This window comes from Streptomyces misionensis (assembly GCF_007896895.1).
In the GTDB taxonomy this organism is placed as follows: domain Bacteria; phylum Actinomycetota; class Actinomycetes; order Streptomycetales; family Streptomycetaceae; genus Streptomyces; species Streptomyces misionensis_A.
The window spans coordinates 1-15,278 of record NZ_VOGW01000092.1; the positions used below are offsets into that span (position 1 = coordinate 1).

General features: G+C 70.0%; 16 protein-coding genes. 8 read left to right on the forward strand and 8 right to left on the reverse strand.

Annotated features, from left to right (window positions below; genetic code table 11):
• Nucleotides 1-292 precede the first annotated feature (292 nt).
• Nucleotides 293-721 (forward strand): DUF7144 family membrane protein, encoded by a 429-nt coding sequence (locus FRZ03_RS16305; RefSeq protein WP_261399159.1) that lies wholly within the window; start codon nt 293-295, stop codon nt 719-721.
• Between the two features lie 88 nt (nt 722-809).
• Here FRZ03_RS16305 and FRZ03_RS16310 read toward each other — a convergent pair whose 3' ends face one another.
• The gene (locus tag FRZ03_RS16310) at nt 810-1,481 is read right to left on the reverse strand and encodes a DUF5324 family protein (RefSeq protein WP_146465887.1); all 672 of its coding nucleotides are present in this window, start codon (nt 1,479-1,481) and stop codon (nt 810-812) included.
• 193 nt (nt 1,482-1,674) lie between these two features.
• Between FRZ03_RS16310 and FRZ03_RS16315 the strand changes: the two genes are divergently transcribed.
• Nucleotides 1,675-2,205 carry a peptidylprolyl isomerase gene (locus FRZ03_RS16315; RefSeq protein ID WP_146465888.1) on the forward strand — a complete coding sequence of 177 codons (531 nt, stop codon included), beginning with the start codon at nt 1,675-1,677 and terminating at the stop codon, nt 2,203-2,205.
• A 134-nt stretch (nt 2,206-2,339) separates the two neighbouring features.
• Nucleotides 2,340-3,257: a rhomboid family intramembrane serine protease gene (locus tag FRZ03_RS16320; protein WP_146465889.1), complete on the forward strand. Its 918-nt coding sequence runs from the start codon at nt 2,340-2,342 to the stop codon at nt 3,255-3,257.
• A gap of 248 nt (nt 3,258-3,505) precedes the next feature.
• Here the strand turns inward: FRZ03_RS16320 and crgA are convergent, their stop codons facing one another.
• On the reverse strand, nt 3,506-3,760 hold the full coding sequence (gene crgA / locus FRZ03_RS16325) for a cell division protein CrgA (RefSeq protein ID WP_070028916.1): 255 nt from the start codon (nt 3,758-3,760) through the stop codon (nt 3,506-3,508).
• A 151-nt stretch (nt 3,761-3,911) separates the two neighbouring features.
• Here crgA and FRZ03_RS16330 point away from each other — a divergent pair, with 151 nt between their 5' ends.
• The 5 genes from FRZ03_RS16330 (at nt 3,912) to FRZ03_RS16350 (ending at nt 7,514) form a co-directional block, all read left to right on the forward strand.
• Nucleotides 3,912-4,700, forward strand: coding sequence for a DUF881 domain-containing protein (locus tag FRZ03_RS16330; protein ID WP_146465890.1), 789 nt, complete (start codon nt 3,912-3,914; stop codon nt 4,698-4,700).
• Nucleotides 4,701-4,866: 166 nt separating this feature from the next.
• Nucleotides 4,867-5,028 (forward strand): hypothetical protein, encoded by a 162-nt coding sequence (locus tag FRZ03_RS16335; RefSeq protein ID WP_107409144.1) that lies wholly within the window; start codon nt 4,867-4,869, stop codon nt 5,026-5,028.
• Entirely contained in the window at nt 5,025-5,663 is a 639-nt protein-coding gene (locus tag FRZ03_RS16340) for an aminodeoxychorismate/anthranilate synthase component II (RefSeq protein WP_146465891.1), read from the forward strand. Before FRZ03_RS16335 ends, FRZ03_RS16340 begins: the two co-directional genes overlap by 4 nt.
• Nucleotides 5,660-6,739, forward strand: a complete 1,080-nt coding sequence (locus FRZ03_RS16345; RefSeq protein WP_261399161.1) for a class E sortase — start codon at nt 5,660-5,662, stop codon at nt 6,737-6,739. The genes FRZ03_RS16340 and FRZ03_RS16345 overlap by 4 nt, the downstream gene beginning before the upstream one ends.
• A 13-nt stretch (nt 6,740-6,752) precedes the next feature.
• Nucleotides 6,753-7,514 (forward strand): class E sortase, encoded by a 762-nt coding sequence (locus FRZ03_RS16350; protein WP_146465892.1) that lies wholly within the window; start codon nt 6,753-6,755, stop codon nt 7,512-7,514.
• A 66-nt stretch (nt 7,515-7,580) separates the two neighbouring features.
• Here the strand turns inward: FRZ03_RS16350 and pknB are convergent, their stop codons facing one another.
• The 6 genes from pknB to FRZ03_RS16385 all read right to left on the reverse strand — a co-directional run.
• On the reverse strand, nt 7,581-9,578 hold the full coding sequence (pknB, locus tag FRZ03_RS16355; protein WP_146465893.1) for a Stk1 family PASTA domain-containing Ser/Thr kinase: 1,998 nt from the start codon (nt 9,576-9,578) through the stop codon (nt 7,581-7,583).
• A gap of 169 nt (nt 9,579-9,747) precedes the next feature.
• Nucleotides 9,748-11,223, reverse strand: a complete 1,476-nt coding sequence (locus tag FRZ03_RS16365) for a peptidoglycan D,D-transpeptidase FtsI family protein (protein WP_146465894.1) — start codon at nt 11,221-11,223, stop codon at nt 9,748-9,750.
• Nucleotides 11,220-12,659 carry an FtsW/RodA/SpoVE family cell cycle protein gene (locus tag FRZ03_RS16370; protein WP_146465895.1) on the reverse strand — a complete coding sequence of 480 codons (1,440 nt, stop codon included), beginning with the start codon at nt 12,657-12,659 and terminating at the stop codon, nt 11,220-11,222. The genes FRZ03_RS16365 and FRZ03_RS16370 overlap by 4 nt, the downstream gene beginning before the upstream one ends.
• A gap of 27 nt (nt 12,660-12,686) precedes the next feature.
• Nucleotides 12,687-14,249 carry a Stp1/IreP family PP2C-type Ser/Thr phosphatase gene (locus FRZ03_RS16375; protein WP_186785451.1) on the reverse strand — a complete coding sequence of 521 codons (1,563 nt, stop codon included), beginning with the start codon at nt 14,247-14,249 and terminating at the stop codon, nt 12,687-12,689.
• 140 nt (nt 14,250-14,389) lie between these two features.
• A complete protein-coding gene (locus tag FRZ03_RS16380; protein WP_146465896.1) occupies nt 14,390-14,923 on the reverse strand; it encodes an FHA domain-containing protein FhaB/FipA in 534 nt (177 codons plus the stop codon).
• Nucleotides 14,924-14,933: 10 nt separating this feature from the next.
• Nucleotides 14,934-15,278 (reverse strand): FHA domain-containing protein (locus FRZ03_RS16385; protein ID WP_146465897.1); only part of this gene is annotated, 345 nt, incomplete at its 5' end.

Sequence of the window (15,278 nt, forward strand, 5' to 3'; positions counted from 1 at the left end):
CCCGCTCTGACTTGTCGGATATCGCCGTCATGGGCGTCGCCTTCCTGTGCGGCGCGGCCACCGGCTCACGGCGGCCGCTCGGAGCAAGCCACGCTTCCCTGTCAGGATCACCGCAATCCCCCGGACCTGCGACCGCAGCCGAACGGCTGCCGCCCGGTGTACCAGGCCGGGCGGCAGCCGTTCGGCTGCGGTCGCAGGTCCGGGGGATTGCGGTGATCCTGACAGGGAAGCGTGGCTTGCTCCGAGCGGCCGCCGTGAGCCGGTGGCCGCGCCGCACAGGAAGGCGACGCCCATGACGGCGATATCCGACAAGTCAGAGCGGGGGCGAGGGAGCCCCGGCCGCGGACATGCGCTCGACAGCGCCACCCGGGCCGCCGGGGCCATGCTGATGCTCAGCGGGCCGCTCAGCATTCTGATGGGCGCGGCCGGTATCGCGGAGGACAGCCTGTTCGCCACCTCGAACGGGTATGCCTACAACTTCCCCCTGACGGCGTGGGGCATCATCCACCTCGCCATCGGCGTGGCGCTCTCCGTCGCGGGCCTCGGCCTGCTGGCGGGCAAGAGCTGGGGCCGCGGGGCCGGTGTGGTGACGGCGGGCGTCAGTCTGATCACCCAGTTCATGTTCGTGCCGTTCTACCCGGCCTGGGCGATCCCGGTGATGGCCCTGGACCTGCTGATTCTCTTCGCCCTGACCAGGTCCCACATCGAGGCCGCCCGCTGACCTCGTTTCACGTGGAACGGGCCCGGGGGCCGGGCGAGCGAACACTCGCTCCCGGCCCCGGGCCCGTTTTTCCGACGAACGAGCCGGTTCAGAGCTGTCCGTCGCCGTCGGTGGTGGTGGTCCCCTCGGGGCCGCTGCCGTCCACCGATCCGAGGCCGCCCGGCTCGGGAACCTCCGTCGCGGCCGGCGGCTCGACCAGCCACTCGGGGTTGGCCTGCTTCTCCCACCACCTCCAGGCGGCGAAGGCGCCGCCCGCCACCAGGGCCGTCAGCCCCAGCAGCTTGGCCACCCGCCCGGCCCGGCACCTGCGCGCCTTGCGGCGGGCGAGTTTCTGAATGTCCTGCGCGGATACCTGGCCGCGCAGCGCGGCCAGCGCGGCGGCTCCCCGGGCCGCGGCCTCGTCCGCCACCGGCCCGGCCACGGCCATCGCCTGCTCGATCCGGGGGCGGGAGTACTCGGCCGTCTGCCGGGCGGCCTTACGGGCCCGGCAGGCCGCCTCCTGGGCCGCCAGGTCCACCTTCGGCGGGACATAGGTGCGCCGGGCCTGTTCCAGACGCGGGGCGAGCCGGGCGTCGTACTGCACGCGGGCCTGTTCAGCGGCCTGCGTCACCACGGGCGCCAGCCGTACGCGTGCCTCCTGCGCGTAGTGCGCGGCACGCTCCTTGGCCGTGTCGGCGTAGGGCGCCACCACGTCCGCGGCGTGCAGCACGCTGTCCTTCGCCGAGCCGGTCGCGGCGCGCACGCTGTCAATGCGGGTCACGGGTTCCTCCTCCTCGGTGGCGTACGGTATTTCGACTTTCCACCCTTTTACGGATCATGCCTGCGAACGGCCCGGGCGGCATGTGCGGGCGGGCATATGGGTGCCGATCGCTCCTTCGGTTGGCCGACTGGCGCCGTGGTGGGCCATACGTGCGAGGATCGGAGCGTCACAGGAAGACAACGGAAGGCAGATCGTGGCTGAGCAGCTTTACGCCACCCTGAAGACCAACCACGGCGACATCGAGGTCCGGCTGTTCCCGAACCACGCGCCCAAGACGGTCCAGAACTTTGTCGAGCTGGCCAAGGGCGAGCGCGAGTGGACGCACCCGGGCACCGGAAAGAAGAGCAACGACCGGCTTTACGACGGCACGATCTTCCACCGGGTCATCAGCGGCTTCATGATCCAGGGCGGTGACCCGCTGGGCTCCGGCATCGGCGGCCCGGGCTACAAGTTCGGGGACGAGTTCCACCCCGACCTGGCCTTCACCAAGCCCTACCTGCTGGCCATGGCCAACGCCGGCCCGGGCACCAACGGCTCGCAGTTCTTCATCACGGTCGCCCCGACGACCTGGCTGACCGGCAAGCACACCATCTTCGGTGAGGTCAGCACGGACGCCGGCAAGAAGGTCGTGGACGAGATCGCGGGCGTGGAGACCGGCCGCAACGACCGTCCGGTCAACGACGTCGTCATCGAGTCGGTCGTCGTCGAGACCCGCGAGGGCTGAGCCCGCCCCAGGGCCGCCACTCCGGGGGACGGTTCCCCCGGTACGCCCCACAGGGAACCAATCGCCCCGCTCGTCCGTAAGGATGAGCGGGGCGGGGTATCTGCCGGGGGAGCGCCACAAGGAGCGAGGGGATCATGGACCACGTCGCAAGCAGCGCACCGGACGCCCGGAGCGTGCCCGTGTGCTACCGGCACCCGGACCGCGAGACCGGCGTGCGCTGCACCCGCTGCGAGCGCCCCATCTGCCCCGAGTGCATGGTCAGCGCGTCCGTCGGCTTCCAGTGCCCCGAGTGCGTCCACGGCGGCGGCCCGGCCCCGAGCGGCGGTGCGGGCGGCGGTACGGCACGCCCGATGGCCGCGGCCCGGCCGCGCACCATCGCCGGGGGCACCATGGCGGCGGACCCCCGGCTGCTCACCAAGATCCTGATCGGGATCAACCTCGCGGCGTTCCTGGTGCAGCTCGCCGTCGGCGAGAGCTTCACCCAGCGGTTCGAGCTGGTCGGGCGGGCCTACACGCCCCTGCTGCCCGGGATACAGGGCATCGCCGAAGGCCAGTACTTCCGCCTGCTGACCGCCATGTTCCTGCACGGCGGGTACGTCCACATCCTGTTCAACATGCTCAGCCTGTGGTGGATCGGCGGTCCGCTGGAGGCGGCGCTCGGGCGCGCCCGCTATCTCACGCTGTACTTCGTGTCGGGTCTGGCCGGCAGCGCGCTCACCTATCTGATCGCCGCGCCGAACCAGCCGTCGCTCGGCGCCTCCGGGGCGCTCTTCGGTCTCTTCGGCGCCACCGGTGTGCTGATGCGCCGGCTCAACTACGATCTGCGGCCGCTCGTCGCCCTGCTGGTCGTCAACCTGATCATCACCTTCACGCCGGGTTTCGGCATCGCCTGGGAGGCGCACGTCGGCGGCCTGGTCGCGGGCGTCGTCGCCGGGTACGCGATGGTGCACGCCCCGCGCCGCAACCGGGCGCTCGTCCAGTACGGCACGTGTGCGCTGGTGCTGGTGGTGGTGGCCGTTCTCACCCTGGTCAGAACGGGTCAGCTCACCTGACGCGGCACCGTTGTCCACAGCGGGTGGTGGATCTTGTGCATACGGTGCGGCATCAGCTGCGACCCCTGCCGCTCGGATGAGTTTTCGCAGGTGATGCGGGGTGCGAACGGGTGTGTGGAAGCCGGTACGGCAGTCGTACCGGCGTCAACGCCCGATGAGTTATCCACAGATCGTAGTCTTTTCCCCAGGAGGGTGTGGAAATCCTCAGGCCTGTGGATAACTCCGCGGAGAACCCGTGGGCAGAGCCCCTACTTCCACTGCGTGGAGACACCGAACCCGGCGGCGATGAAGCCGAAGCCGACCACGATGTTCCAGTTGTCCAGCGCGTCGATGGGCAGCGAGCCGTCGGTCACATAGAAGACGACGATCCAGGCCAGACCGATGACGAACATGGCCAGCATGACGGGGGCGACCCAGCCGCTGTTGTTCAGCTTGATCGCCGCGGCCTGCTTCGCCGGCGGCGGCGTGAAGTCGGCCTTCTTGCGGATACGTGACTTCGGCACGAGGGTCTCTCCTGTCGATGCGCTGCGTGGCCGCGCAGGTAATGGGTCGGGCTCGGGGCAGCGTACAAGGGGCCAACATGACGACTCTGTGTGCTCCCCCGGGCGTCCGTTAGCGTAGTGCTTCCGCGGCGCCGAAGGAGATAAGGGTACGTTGAGCAATTCTGCCGACTCCCCCGGTACGGGAGCAATGGGTTCCGGCCCCCGCCGCAGGCCACGGGTGCGCCCGGTGAGGATTCTCACCGCGGCCGTCTTCGCCCTCGCGGGCCTGATCTTCTTCACCAGCTTCGACACCGCGAGGGGCACCGACATCCGCCAGGACGGCTCGCTGCTGAAGCTGTCCGACCTGATCCAGCAGCGCAGCCGCAAGAACAAGGACATGGACGAGTCCAACGCCGCCCTGCGCGACGGCGTGGAGTCCCTGGCCGCGAGCGACGGCGGCAGCACCAAGGCCCAGGACCGGCGGCTCACCGGGCTGGAGAAGAGCGCGGGCACCGAGAAGCTCACCGGCAAGGCGGTCACCGTCACCCTCAACGACGCCCCGCCCAACGCCACCGCCAAGCTCCCCGGCTACCCCCCGCCGCAGCCCGACTACCTGGTCATCCACCAGCAGGACCTGCAAGCCGTGGTGAACGCCCTGTGGCAGGGCGGCGCCAAGGGGATCAAGGTCATGGACCAGCGGCTGATCTCCACCAGCGCGGTGCGCTGCGTCGGCAACACCCTGATCCTCCAGGGGCGCGTCTACTCCCCGCCGTACAAGATCACGGCGATCGGGGACCCGGGGCGGCTCCAGCGGGCGCTCGCGGACAGCAAGGCGATCCAGACCTACATGGTGTACGTCAACGTCTACGGCCTCGGCTGGAAGGTCACCGACGACGGAACGGTGACCCTTCCGGGTTACTCGGGCACGGTGGACCTGCACTACGCGAAGCCCGTGCAGTAGCCCTCCGCCCGGAGCCGCCGGTGCGCGCGATCGCCAAGGCCGCCCCCCGGCTCGGTGCCGACCCAGCCTGTGGAGTCAGGCCAACCGGAGGCGCCGCGCCGCTAGTCTGGTGACGTACGGCGGGTGTCTGGTGCCGTAGGGACACGGAAGGGACGGCAAGGACGGCATGTACGGCTGGATCTGGCGGCATCTGCCGGGAAACGCATGGGTGAGGGCGCTGATCTCCGTCCTCCTGGTCCTCGCCGTGGTCTACGTCCTGTTCCAGTACGTCTTCCCGTGGGCCGAACCGCTGCTGCCCTTCAACGATGTGACGGTGGACAACCAGTGAGCGCGCGCATTCTCGTCGTGGACAACTACGACAGCTTCGTCTTCAACCTCGTCCAGTACCTGTACCAGCTGGGTGCCGAGTGCGAGGTGCTGCGCAACGACGAGGTGTCGACCGCGCACGCCCAGGACGGCTTCGACGGCGTCCTGCTCTCGCCCGGCCCGGGCACCCCGGAGCAGGCCGGCGTCTGCGTGGAGATGGTCCGCCACTGCGCGGCCACCGGGGTGCCGGTCTTCGGCGTGTGCCTGGGCATGCAGTCGATGCAGGTGGCGTACGGCGGTGTGGTGGACCGGGCGCCCGAGCTGCTGCACGGCAAGACCTCGCCGGTCGAGCACGAGGGCAAGGGCGTCTTCGCCGGGCTGCCCTCCCCCTTCACCGCGACCCGCTACCACTCGCTGGCGGCCGAGCCCGCGACGGTCCCGGCCGAGCTGGAGGTGACCGCCCGCACGCACGACGGCATCATCATGGGCCTGCGCCACCGGGAACTGCCCGTCGAGGGTGTGCAGTTCCACCCGGAGTCGGTGCTGACCGAGTACGGGCACCGGATGCTGGCCAACTGGCTGGAGGAGTGCGGCGACCAGGGTGCCGTGGCGAGGTCGGCGGGGCTCGCCCCGGTGGTGGGCAGGGCCACGGCGTGACCGCCCTGCGCCCCGAGCGCGAGGACTTGGACGGCGGCGGGCAGCCGTACGAGTCCCCCGTCGGTGCGCCCGGCGCGGCCCCCTCCGACGCCGAGACCATGGCGCTGCGCGTCGCCGAACCGGCGTCCACGGCCGAGACGATGGCGCTGCGCGTCGTCGACCCGGCGCCCGCGAGGGCGCGCGGCGGCCCCCTGGGGCCCTCTGGAGCCCCACCGGCCCCATCCCTCGCCGGGCCCGCCCCCGGCGGCCGCACGGGCCGCAGGCGGGCGGCCAAGCATCGCGGCGGGCGCCGTGGCGGGAACCGCGAAACCGTCTCCGAAAGACCGGTGCCGGCGCGGTCGGAGTCCGACCCGGACCGCCCGCCGAGCCGGGTGGAGGCCCGGCGGCGGGCACGGCAGGCCAGGCCCGGCCCGGCGGTGATCGCGAGCCGGGTGCTCGGCGAGGTGTTCATCACCACCGGCGTGCTGATGCTGCTGTTCGTCACCTACCAGCTGTGGTGGACCAACGTCCGGGCGCACGCGCAGGCCGGCAGCGAGGCCCACCACCTCCAGGACGACTGGGCCAACGGCAGGCGCAACCCCGGGGTCTTCGCACCCGGCCAGGGCTTCGCCATCCTGCACATCCCCAAGCTGGACGTGGTGGCGCCGATCGCGGAGGGCGTCAGCACCACCCGGGTGCTCGACAAGGGCATGGTCGGGCACTACGGCGAGGCGCCGCTGAAGACGGCGATGCCCGACGCCAAGACCGGCAACTTCGGGCTGGCCGCGCACCGCAACACCCACGGCGAGCCGTTCCGGTACATCAACCGGCTGACCCCCGGCGACCCGGTCGTGGTCGAGACCCAGGACACCTACTACGTCTACAAGGTGACGTCGACCCTGCCGGTCACCTCCCCGTCCAACACCAGCGTGCTGGACCCCGTGCCCAGGGGCTCGGGCTTCACCAGGCCCGGGCGCTACATCACCCTGACCACCTGTACACCGGAGTTCACCAGCAAGTACCGGCTGATCGTCTGGGGCAAGATGGTCGAGGTTCGCCCCCGCAGCAAGGGCAAGCCGGACGCGCTCCTCGAGTAAGGGCTAGGACACTGTGGCAGCGACCGCCGACGAGAACGAAGCGACCGACGAAACCACTGCCGCGCCCGGACCGGAGCCCGCCGAGCGGCGCCGGCGCCCGGGCAGGATCGCGCAGGCCGTCAGCGTCTTCGGTGAACTGCTCATCACCCTGGGCGTGTTGCTCGGTCTGTTCGTCGTCTACTCGCTGTGGTGGACGAACGTGCTGGCGGATCGCAAGGCCGACCGGCAGGCCGACAAGGTGCGCCAGCACTGGGCGCAGCAGAAGGACTCGGGGCCGGGCGCGCTGGACACCAAGGACGGCATCGGCTTCCTGCACGTGCCCGCGATGAAGAACGGCACGGTCCTCGTCGAGAAGGGCACCGGCACCGACGTCCTCAACGGCGGTGTGGCCGGCTACTACACCGACCCGGTCAAGGCCACGCTCCCGACGACCGGCAAGGAGGGCAACTTCGCCCTCGCCGCCCACCGCGACGGCCACGGCGCCAAGTTCCACAACATCGACAAGCTGGAGAAGGGCGACCCGATCGTCTTCGAGACCCGGGACGACTGGTACGTCTACAAGGTCTTCGCGATCCTGCCCGAGACCTCGAAGTACGACATCGGCGTGGTCGACCCGGTGCCCGAGGAGTCCGGCAAGAAGAAGGCCGGCCACTACATCACGCTGACCACCTGCACGCCCGTCTACACCTCGCGCTACCGCTATGTCGTCTGGGGCGAACTGGTCCGGGTGCAGAAGGTCGACGGCAAGCGCACGCCGCCCGCGGAGCTGCGCTGAACGACCGGTGACACGAGCGGGCCCCCGCCGGAGTTCCGGCAGGGGCCCGCTCGTTCGTACGGGGGTTCAGCCGTGGAGGCCGCCGAAGAAGTTGGCGCCGTTGTCGTTGCCGTTGCCGTTGTTGCCCTGGCCGCCGCCGATGGTGACGACGTCGATGGCCTGGCCCTGGTTGACCTGGGTGCCCGGCGGCGGGTTGGAGCTGACGACCATCGCGTTGTCGTCGCCGCCGTTCTGCACGTTGCCGAGCTGCAGGCCCGCCTGCTGGAGCATCTGCTTGACCTGCCCGAGCTTCTTGCCCACGATGCCCGGGACCTGGACCTGACCGGTCTGCTGGGCCTTGCCGACGTTGATCGCGACGGGCGTGTTCTTGGAGACCTGCTGCCCGGCCGGCGGGTTGGTCGACAGGACCTTGCCGTCGTCGTCCGGGTTGTCGGTGGGCTGGTCGTTGCAGCTCGGCACCAGGCCCATGCCCTGGAGCTCGGCCTTGGCCTCGTCGCAGGACTTGCCGACGACGTCGCCCGGGATGCTCACCTTCTCCTCCGCCTTGGCGACGGTGAGGGTGATCGTGGTGCCCTTCTGCTTGCTGCTGCCGCCCTCGGGGTCCTGAGCGGTGACGACGCCCGGCGTCTGGGTCGACACCTCGTCCTTGCGCTCGACGTTGAAGCCCTTGTCCTTGAGCTGGGTCTCGGCCTGGTCGTACTGGATACCGCGGACGTCCGGCACGGTCACCGTGGGCGCGCCGGTGGAGATCACCAGGTGGATGGTCGAGTTCTTGTCGACATCCGTGCCCTTGGCCGGGTTCTGCGAGCACACGAGGCCCTTGGGCTGGCTCTCGCAGGGCTTGCGGTCGGTGACGTCGACCTTCAGATCGACGTTGCCGGCGGTGGTGGCCGCCTGCTTCTCGGTCACGCCGACGAGGTTGGGCGCGGAGACCTTGTTGCTCGTTCCGTGCCCGCTGAAGGCGTACTTGCCGATCAGGATGGCGCCGATCAGCACCAGCACACCGGCGACGATCAGCAGGATGGTGGAGGTGTTCCGCTTCTTCGGCTGCTGGCGGCGCCGGTCGGGGCGGTCGTCGTAGCCGAAGCCGCCGTCGTCGGGGCCCATCGGCGGGAGCATGGTCGTGGCCGCCGCCTGCGACTCCGGGCGCAGTGCCGTCGTCGCCTGGTCGTCGCCGTAGCCGGCGTAGCCGACCGCGCCCATCGCGGCCGTGGCCCCGACCGGCTGGCCGTCCAGGCACGCCTCGATGTCGGCGCGCATCTCGTCGGCCGACTGGTACCGGTAGTCGGGGTCCTTGACCAGCGCCTTGAGGACGATCGCGTCCATCTCGGGGGTGATCTCGGGATCGAAGACCGAGGGCGCCTGGGGCTCCTCGCGGACGTGCTGGTAGGCCACGGCCACCGGGGAGTCGCCGACGAAGGGCGGACGGACGGTCAGCAGCTCGTAGAGGAGGCAGCCCGTGGAGTAGAGGTCGGAACGGGCGTCCACCTGCTCGCCCTTGGCCTGCTCGGGCGAGAGGTACTGGGCCGTGCCGATGACCGCCGCGGTCTGCGTCATCGTCATGCCGGCGTCGCCCATCGCGCGGGCGATGCCGAAGTCCATCACCTTGACCTGGCCGCCCCGGGTCAGCATCACGTTGGCCGGCTTGATGTCGCGGTGGACGATGCCGCTGCGGTGCGCGTACTCCAGGCCCTGGAGGATGCCGATGGTCATCTCCATGGCGCGCTCGGGCAGCAGCTTGCGCCCCGAGTGCAGCAGCTCGCGCAGGGTGGAACCGTCGACGTACTCCATCACGATGTACGGGATGGAGACCCCGTCGATGTAGTCCTCGCCCGTGTCGTAGACCGCCACGATCGCGGGATGGTTGAGCGAGGCGGCCGACTGGGCCTCCCGGCGGAACCGGGCCTGGAAGGACGGGTCGCGCGCGAGGTCGGCGCGCAGCGTCTTCACCGCCACGGTGCGGCCGAGCCTGGTGTCATGCGCGAGGTAGACCTCGGCCATGCCACCACGGCCGAGCACCTGGCCCAGCTCGTACCGGCCGCCGAGGCGACGCGGCTCTTCCATAGCTACCTACCAGCCCTCTCCGTCGGTCTCGGCCGACACATCGCTGTGCGCCGAGGCTGCCGTCCGGGCCTACGGTACCCGGCTCCCTTTGTATGACCTGGCCAAGCCCGGAACCCGATATCGGACCGGTATCGCAACGTGCGTCGATGTGAAGGCGCTGTGATGGGGGTCACTTCTTGGAGTTGATGACCGCCTCCATCACGTTCTTCGCGATCGGCGCGGCCAGGCCGCCGCCGGAGATGTCGTCACGGTTGGCGTGCTCGTCCTCGACGACCACGGCCACGGCGACCGGGGAGCTGCCGTCGTGGAGCTTGACGTAGGAGATGAACCAGGCGTACGGGTTGGCGCTGTTGGCCACGCCGTGCTGGGCGGTACCGGTCTTGCCGCCGACGACGACGCCGGGGATCTTGGCGTTGGTGCCGGTGCCCTTGTCGATCACGGTCTCCATCATCGACTGGAGGATCTGCGCGTTCTGCGGCGACAGCGGCCGGCTCATCTCCTGCGGCTTGGTCTTCTCCACCGGGTCGAGGTTGGAGGCCTCCAGCTCGTCCACCATGTACGGCTTCATCAGCTTGCCGTCGTTGGCGACCGCCGAGGCGACCATGGCCATCTGGAGCGGGGTGGCGGCGGTGTTGTACTGGCCGATGGAGGACAGCGCGGTCTGCGAGGTGTTCATGTCCTTGGAGAACACCGAGGCGTTGGAGCGCACCGGGGTGAACTGCTCCGCGTCGAAGCCGAACTTCTTCGCCTCCTCCAGCATCTTGTCGTTGCCGAGGTCGGCGCCGATCTTGCCGAAGACCGTGTTGCAGGAGTACTGCAGCGCGACCCGCATGGTGGCGTTCTTGCAGGGGATGTTGCCCTCGTTGGGCAGCGGCTGCGTGGTGCCCGGCATGATCCAGGGCAGCGGGGAGTCGGTCGGCTGGTCCGCGGAGGTGTACTTGCCGTTCTCCAGCGCCGCCGCCGCGGTGACCACCTTGAAGGTCGAGCCCGGCGGGTAGGTCTCGCGCAGCGCCCGGTTGAGCGTCGGGTCGGCCGGGTCGTTCTCCTTCAGCAGCTTGTTCCTGGCCGCGGCGTCCGCGTCGGTGTTGCCCGCGAACGACGAGGGGTCGTACGACGGGAAGGAGGCCAGCGCCAGGATCTTGCCGGTGGACGGCTCCAGGGCGACGACCGCGCCCTTGCCGCCCTGCTTCTTCAGACCGTCGTACGCGGCCTTCTGCGCGGCGCCGTTGAGGGTGGTGACGACGTTGCCGCCCTGCTTCGGCTTGCCCGTGATCATGTCCAGGGTGTTGCGGAAGAAGAGCCGGTCGTCGTTGCCGGTGAGGATGTCGTCGTCCAGGTTCTCCAGCTGGGTGCCGCCGAAGGCCTGGGAGGAGTAGCCGGTCACCGGGGCCCACATGGGCCCGTCCTTGTAGGTGCGCTTGTACTTGAAGTCGCCGTGCTTGACCTCGGTCGAGCCGGTGATCGGGTTGCCGTCCACGATGATGTCGCCGCGCGGCGCGGAGTACCGCTCGATGGCGACCCGCCGGTTGAGCGTGTCGGTGCGCAGGCTGTCCGCCTTGACGTACTGGAGGTAGTTGTCGCGGACGAGCAGGGCCAGGACGAGCAGACCGCAGAAGATCGCGATCCGGCGCAGGGGCTTGTTCATGACGGGCGGACCACCTGGGTCATCTCGGCGTCGGGGTTGGCTGCGGGGGCGGGCGCCGGGCGGCGGGCGGTGTCGCTGATGCGGATCAGGATGCCGATGAGCGCCCAGTTGGCGATCACGGACGAACCGCCGTACGCGAGGAACGGCATGGTCATACCGGTCAGCGGGATGAGGCCCATCACACCGCCGGCCACGACGAACACCTGGAGCGCGAAGGCGCCGGACAGGCCGATGGCCAGCAGCTTGCCGAACGGGTCGCGGGCGGCGAGGGCGGTGCGCACGCCGCGTTCCGCGATCAGGCCGTAGATCAGCAGGATCGCCATGATGCCCGCCAGGCCCAGCTCCTCGCCGAAGGTGGCGAGGATGAAGTCGGAGTTGGCGGCGAACTTGATCAGCTCGGAGTGGCCCTGGCCCCAGCCGGTGCCGAGGGTGCCGCCGGAACCGAAGGCCCACAGAGCCTGCATGGCCTGCTCGGAGTGGCCGGGGACGCCCTGCTGGGAGAGCTTGTACTCCTTCAGCGGGTCGAGCCAGGCCTGCACACGCATCTTCACGTGGGGCTCGAAGCTCGCCACGCCGACGGCGCCGACCGCGGACATCAGCAGACCGAAGACGATCCAGCTGGTCCGCTCGGTGGCGACGTACAGCATGATCACGAACATGCCGAAGAACAGCAGCGACGTACCGAGGTCGGTCTCGAAGACCAGGATCAGGATGGACATCGCCCAGACCACGAGGATCGGGCCGAGGTCGCGGCCGCGGGGCAGGTAGAGGCCCATGAAGCGGCGGCTGGCGAGGGCCAGCGCGTCGCGCTTCACCATCAGATAGCCGGCGAAGAAGATCGCCAGCACGATCTTGGCGAACTCACCGGGCTGGATGGTGAAGCCGCCGACCGAGATCCAGATCTTGGCGCCGTAGACGTTCAGACCGAGGCCTGGAACCAGCGGGAGCAGCAGCAGGAGCAGCGCGGCCACCATGGAGATGTAGGTGTAGCGCTGGAACGTGCGGTGGTCCTTGAGGAAGTACAGCACCGCCACGAACAGGGCGATGCCCATCGCCGTGTACATGAGCTGGTTCGTCGCCTTGCCGCCCGCGACATGGATCTGCTGGAGCGCCTTGGACTGGTCGAGCCGCCAGATGCAGACCAGACCGAGCCCGTTCAGCAGGGTGGCCAGCGGCAGCAGCAGCGGGTCGGCATACGGAGCGAACTTCCGTACGACGAGATGGGCCACCCCGGCCAGCAGGCCGAGGCCCAGACCATAGCTCAGCAGCCCGGCGGGCACCTGGTTGTCGATGGCCAGGCCCACGTTGGCGTAGGCGAACACCGGGATGAGCACCGCGAAGATCAGCAGGGCCAGCTCGGTGTTGCGGCGGCTCGGCGCGCCGATCGCGCCGATGGTGGACGTGTGATGCGTCGGCGAGTTAGTCGTACTGCTCATCGTGTGACAGGGCCTCTCACGGCTTGCCTACTGCTTACCGCACAGCGAGACGACCTTCTGCTCATCCTCCGAGAGGGTGGGGCCGGGGCTGGGGGTCGCGGACGGGGTCGTGGTCGAAGACTTCGAGGATCCCGGAGTTGCCGGGGAGGTCGCGGTCGCCTTCGGGTTCGTGGTCGCGGTCGTCCGGGTGAAGGCCGCACGGGTCACGGTGCCCGTACCGGTCCCGGCGCCGCCGGTGGTCTTGCCCGTGTGCGGCTTGCCCGGCTGGGTGCGCTCGGCATCCTGCCGCTCGGACTCCTTCTTGCAGGCGGAGGCCTGCACGGCCAGCTCCTGGATCTTCGACTGGGCGTCCTTGAGGCCGCCCTCGGCGATCGTCGCCTTCACCTGCTTCTGCTGGTACGACGGCAGGTACTTGAGTTCGATCTCCGGGTGGTCCTTCTCCATCTTCGACAGCGACACCCAGGCCAGGTCCTGGCTGATCCCGCGGTACAGCGCGACGTGCTCCTCGTTGGCGCCGACGTAGTACTGCGTCTGCGTCCAGCGGTAGCCGCCGTACAGTCCGCCGCCGACGACCGCGAGGGCCAGGGCGCTGTAGAGGGAGGCCTTCAGCCATCTGCGGCCCTTGCGGGGCTTGGTGAAGTCGCCGTCGGCGTAGTCGTCGAAGCTGCCCTCGGGGGCGTAGCCGGTGCTGTCGCCGGAGCCGGGCGGGCCGAACTCGCCGCCGCCGTGGCCCTGCCGGCCGAGATGGGAGGCGCGCCCCGCCGGGGTCTGCATGATGCCGTTGTCGTGCAGGTGGAGCTGGTTCTCGGCGACCGCGCCGACCACGACCGGCTGGTCGGACAGCTGGTTCGCGAGGGTGTCGCCGGTGTCCAGGTCGAGGACGTCGGCCACGATCACGGTGATGTTGTCCGGGCCGCCGCCGCGCAGCGCGAGCTGGATCAGCTCCTGCACGGTCTCCTGCGGGCCCTGGTAGCTGGCGAGGGTCTCCTCCATCGTCTGGTGGGAGACGACGCCGGACAGGCCGTCGGAGCAGATCAGGTAGCGGTCGCCGGCGCGGACCTCGCGGATGGACAGGTCGGGCTCGACGTGGTCGCCGCTGCCGAGGGCGCGCATCAGCAGGGAACGCTGCGGATGCGTCGTCGCCTCCTCCTCGGTGATCCGGCCCTCGTCCACGAGCCGCTGCACCCAGGTGTGGTCCTGGGTGATCTGCGTGAGCACCCCGTCCCGCAGCAGATAGGCGCGCGAGTCGCCGACGTGCACCAGGCCGAGCCGCTGCCCGGTCCACAGCAGCGCGGTGAGCGTGGTCCCCATGCCTTCGAGCTGGGGGTCCTCCTCCACCATGGAGCGCAGCTGGTCGTTGGCGCGCTGCACGGCCACGCCGAGGGAGGTGAGGATGTCGGAGCCGGGCACGTCGTCGTCGAGCGTGACCAGGCTGGAGATGACCTCGGAGGAGGCGACCTCGCCGGCCGCCTGGCCGCCCATGCCGTCGGCGATCGCGAGCAGGCGGGTGCCGGCGTAACCGGAGTCCTCGTTGCCCTCGCGGATCATGCCCTTGTGCGAACCGGCGGCAAAGCGCAGTGACAGACTCATGCGCACCTCGCCCGTCGGCTCCGAATGCAGCCGGTCGTGTCGAGCCACACTGCCCACCCTCCGGTCGGGAGCGCGCCGGGGACCGGACGGCGGTCCGCCGCTGCGTGCTCGCTCCGCTCGCGCTCACTCATGATGTAGCACTACTTCCGCAGCTCGATGACGGTCTTGCCGATGCGGATCGGCGCGCCCAGCGGGATCGGTGTGGGGGTCGTCAGCCGGGACCGGTCCAGGTAGGTGCCGTTGGTCGACCCGAGGTCCTCGACGATCCACTGGCCGCCCTGGTCCGGGTAGATCCTGGCATGACGGCTGGAGGCGTAGTCGTCGTCCAGCACGATCGTGGAGTCGTGCGCGCGGCCCAGGGTGATCGTCTGGCCCTGGAGCGCGACGGTGGTGCCGGCCAGCGTGCCCTCGGTCACGACCAGCTTGCTGGGGGCGTTGCGCCCGCGTCGGCCGCCGCCGCTCTGCTGGCCGCGCTGCTGCGGGGGCGCGGCCTGCTGCTGCCGGGCCGCCCGGCCGCTCGCGGGCTGGGCCCGCCCGGAGTCCCTACGCGATCCGCGCTGGGTGACGCGCGTACCGAACAGGTCGCTGCGGATGACCTGCACGGCCACGATCACGAACAGCCACAGTACGGCCAGGAAACCCAGCCGCATGACCGTGAGGGTCAGCTCTGACATTGCCCCCGCTTCACCCTTCGGCTTGCCTATAGATAACGGTGGTGCTGCCCACGACGATCCGCGAGCCGTCGCGGAGCGTAGCGCGGGTGGTGTGCTGCCCGTCCACCACGATGCCGTTGGTGGAGCCGAGATCCTGGATCGTCGAGGGCGTTCCGGTCCGGATCTCGCAGTGCCGGCGGGAGACGCCGGGGTCGTCGATCCGCACGTCGGCCTCGGTGCTGCGGCCCAGCACCAGGGTCGGCCGGGAGATCTGGTGGCGGGTGCCGTTGATCTCGATCCAGTAGCGGGTGCGCCCGCCGCTCATCGGGGCGGCCGCGGGGCGCTGGGTGGCGGGTTGCGGGTAGCCGTAGCCGCC

Bases quoted from the DNA above. Each gene is read 5' to 3' on its own strand.
- FRZ03_RS16365 (WP_146465894.1), bottom strand. From the start codon at position 11,223: ATGAACAAGCCCCTGCGCCGGATCGCGATCTTCTGCGGTCTGCTCGTC.
- pknB (WP_146465893.1), bottom strand. From the start codon at position 9,578: ATGGAAGAGCCGCGTCGCCTCGGCGGCCGGTACGAGCTGGGCCAGGTG.
- FRZ03_RS16305 (WP_261399159.1), top strand. From the start codon at position 293: ATGACGGCGATATCCGACAAGTCAGAGCGGGGGCGAGGGAGCCCCGGC.
- FRZ03_RS16370 (WP_146465895.1), bottom strand. From the start codon at position 12,659: ATGAGCAGTACGACTAACTCGCCGACGCATCACACGTCCACCATCGGC.
- FRZ03_RS16335 (WP_107409144.1), top strand. From the start codon at position 4,867: ATGTACGGCTGGATCTGGCGGCATCTGCCGGGAAACGCATGGGTGAGG.
- FRZ03_RS16380 (WP_146465896.1), bottom strand. From the start codon at position 14,923: ATGTCAGAGCTGACCCTCACGGTCATGCGGCTGGGTTTCCTGGCCGTA.
- FRZ03_RS16320 (WP_146465889.1), top strand. From the start codon at position 2,340: ATGGACCACGTCGCAAGCAGCGCACCGGACGCCCGGAGCGTGCCCGTG.
- FRZ03_RS16375 (WP_186785451.1), bottom strand. From the start codon at position 14,249: ATGAGTCTGTCACTGCGCTTTGCCGCCGGTTCGCACAAGGGCATGATC.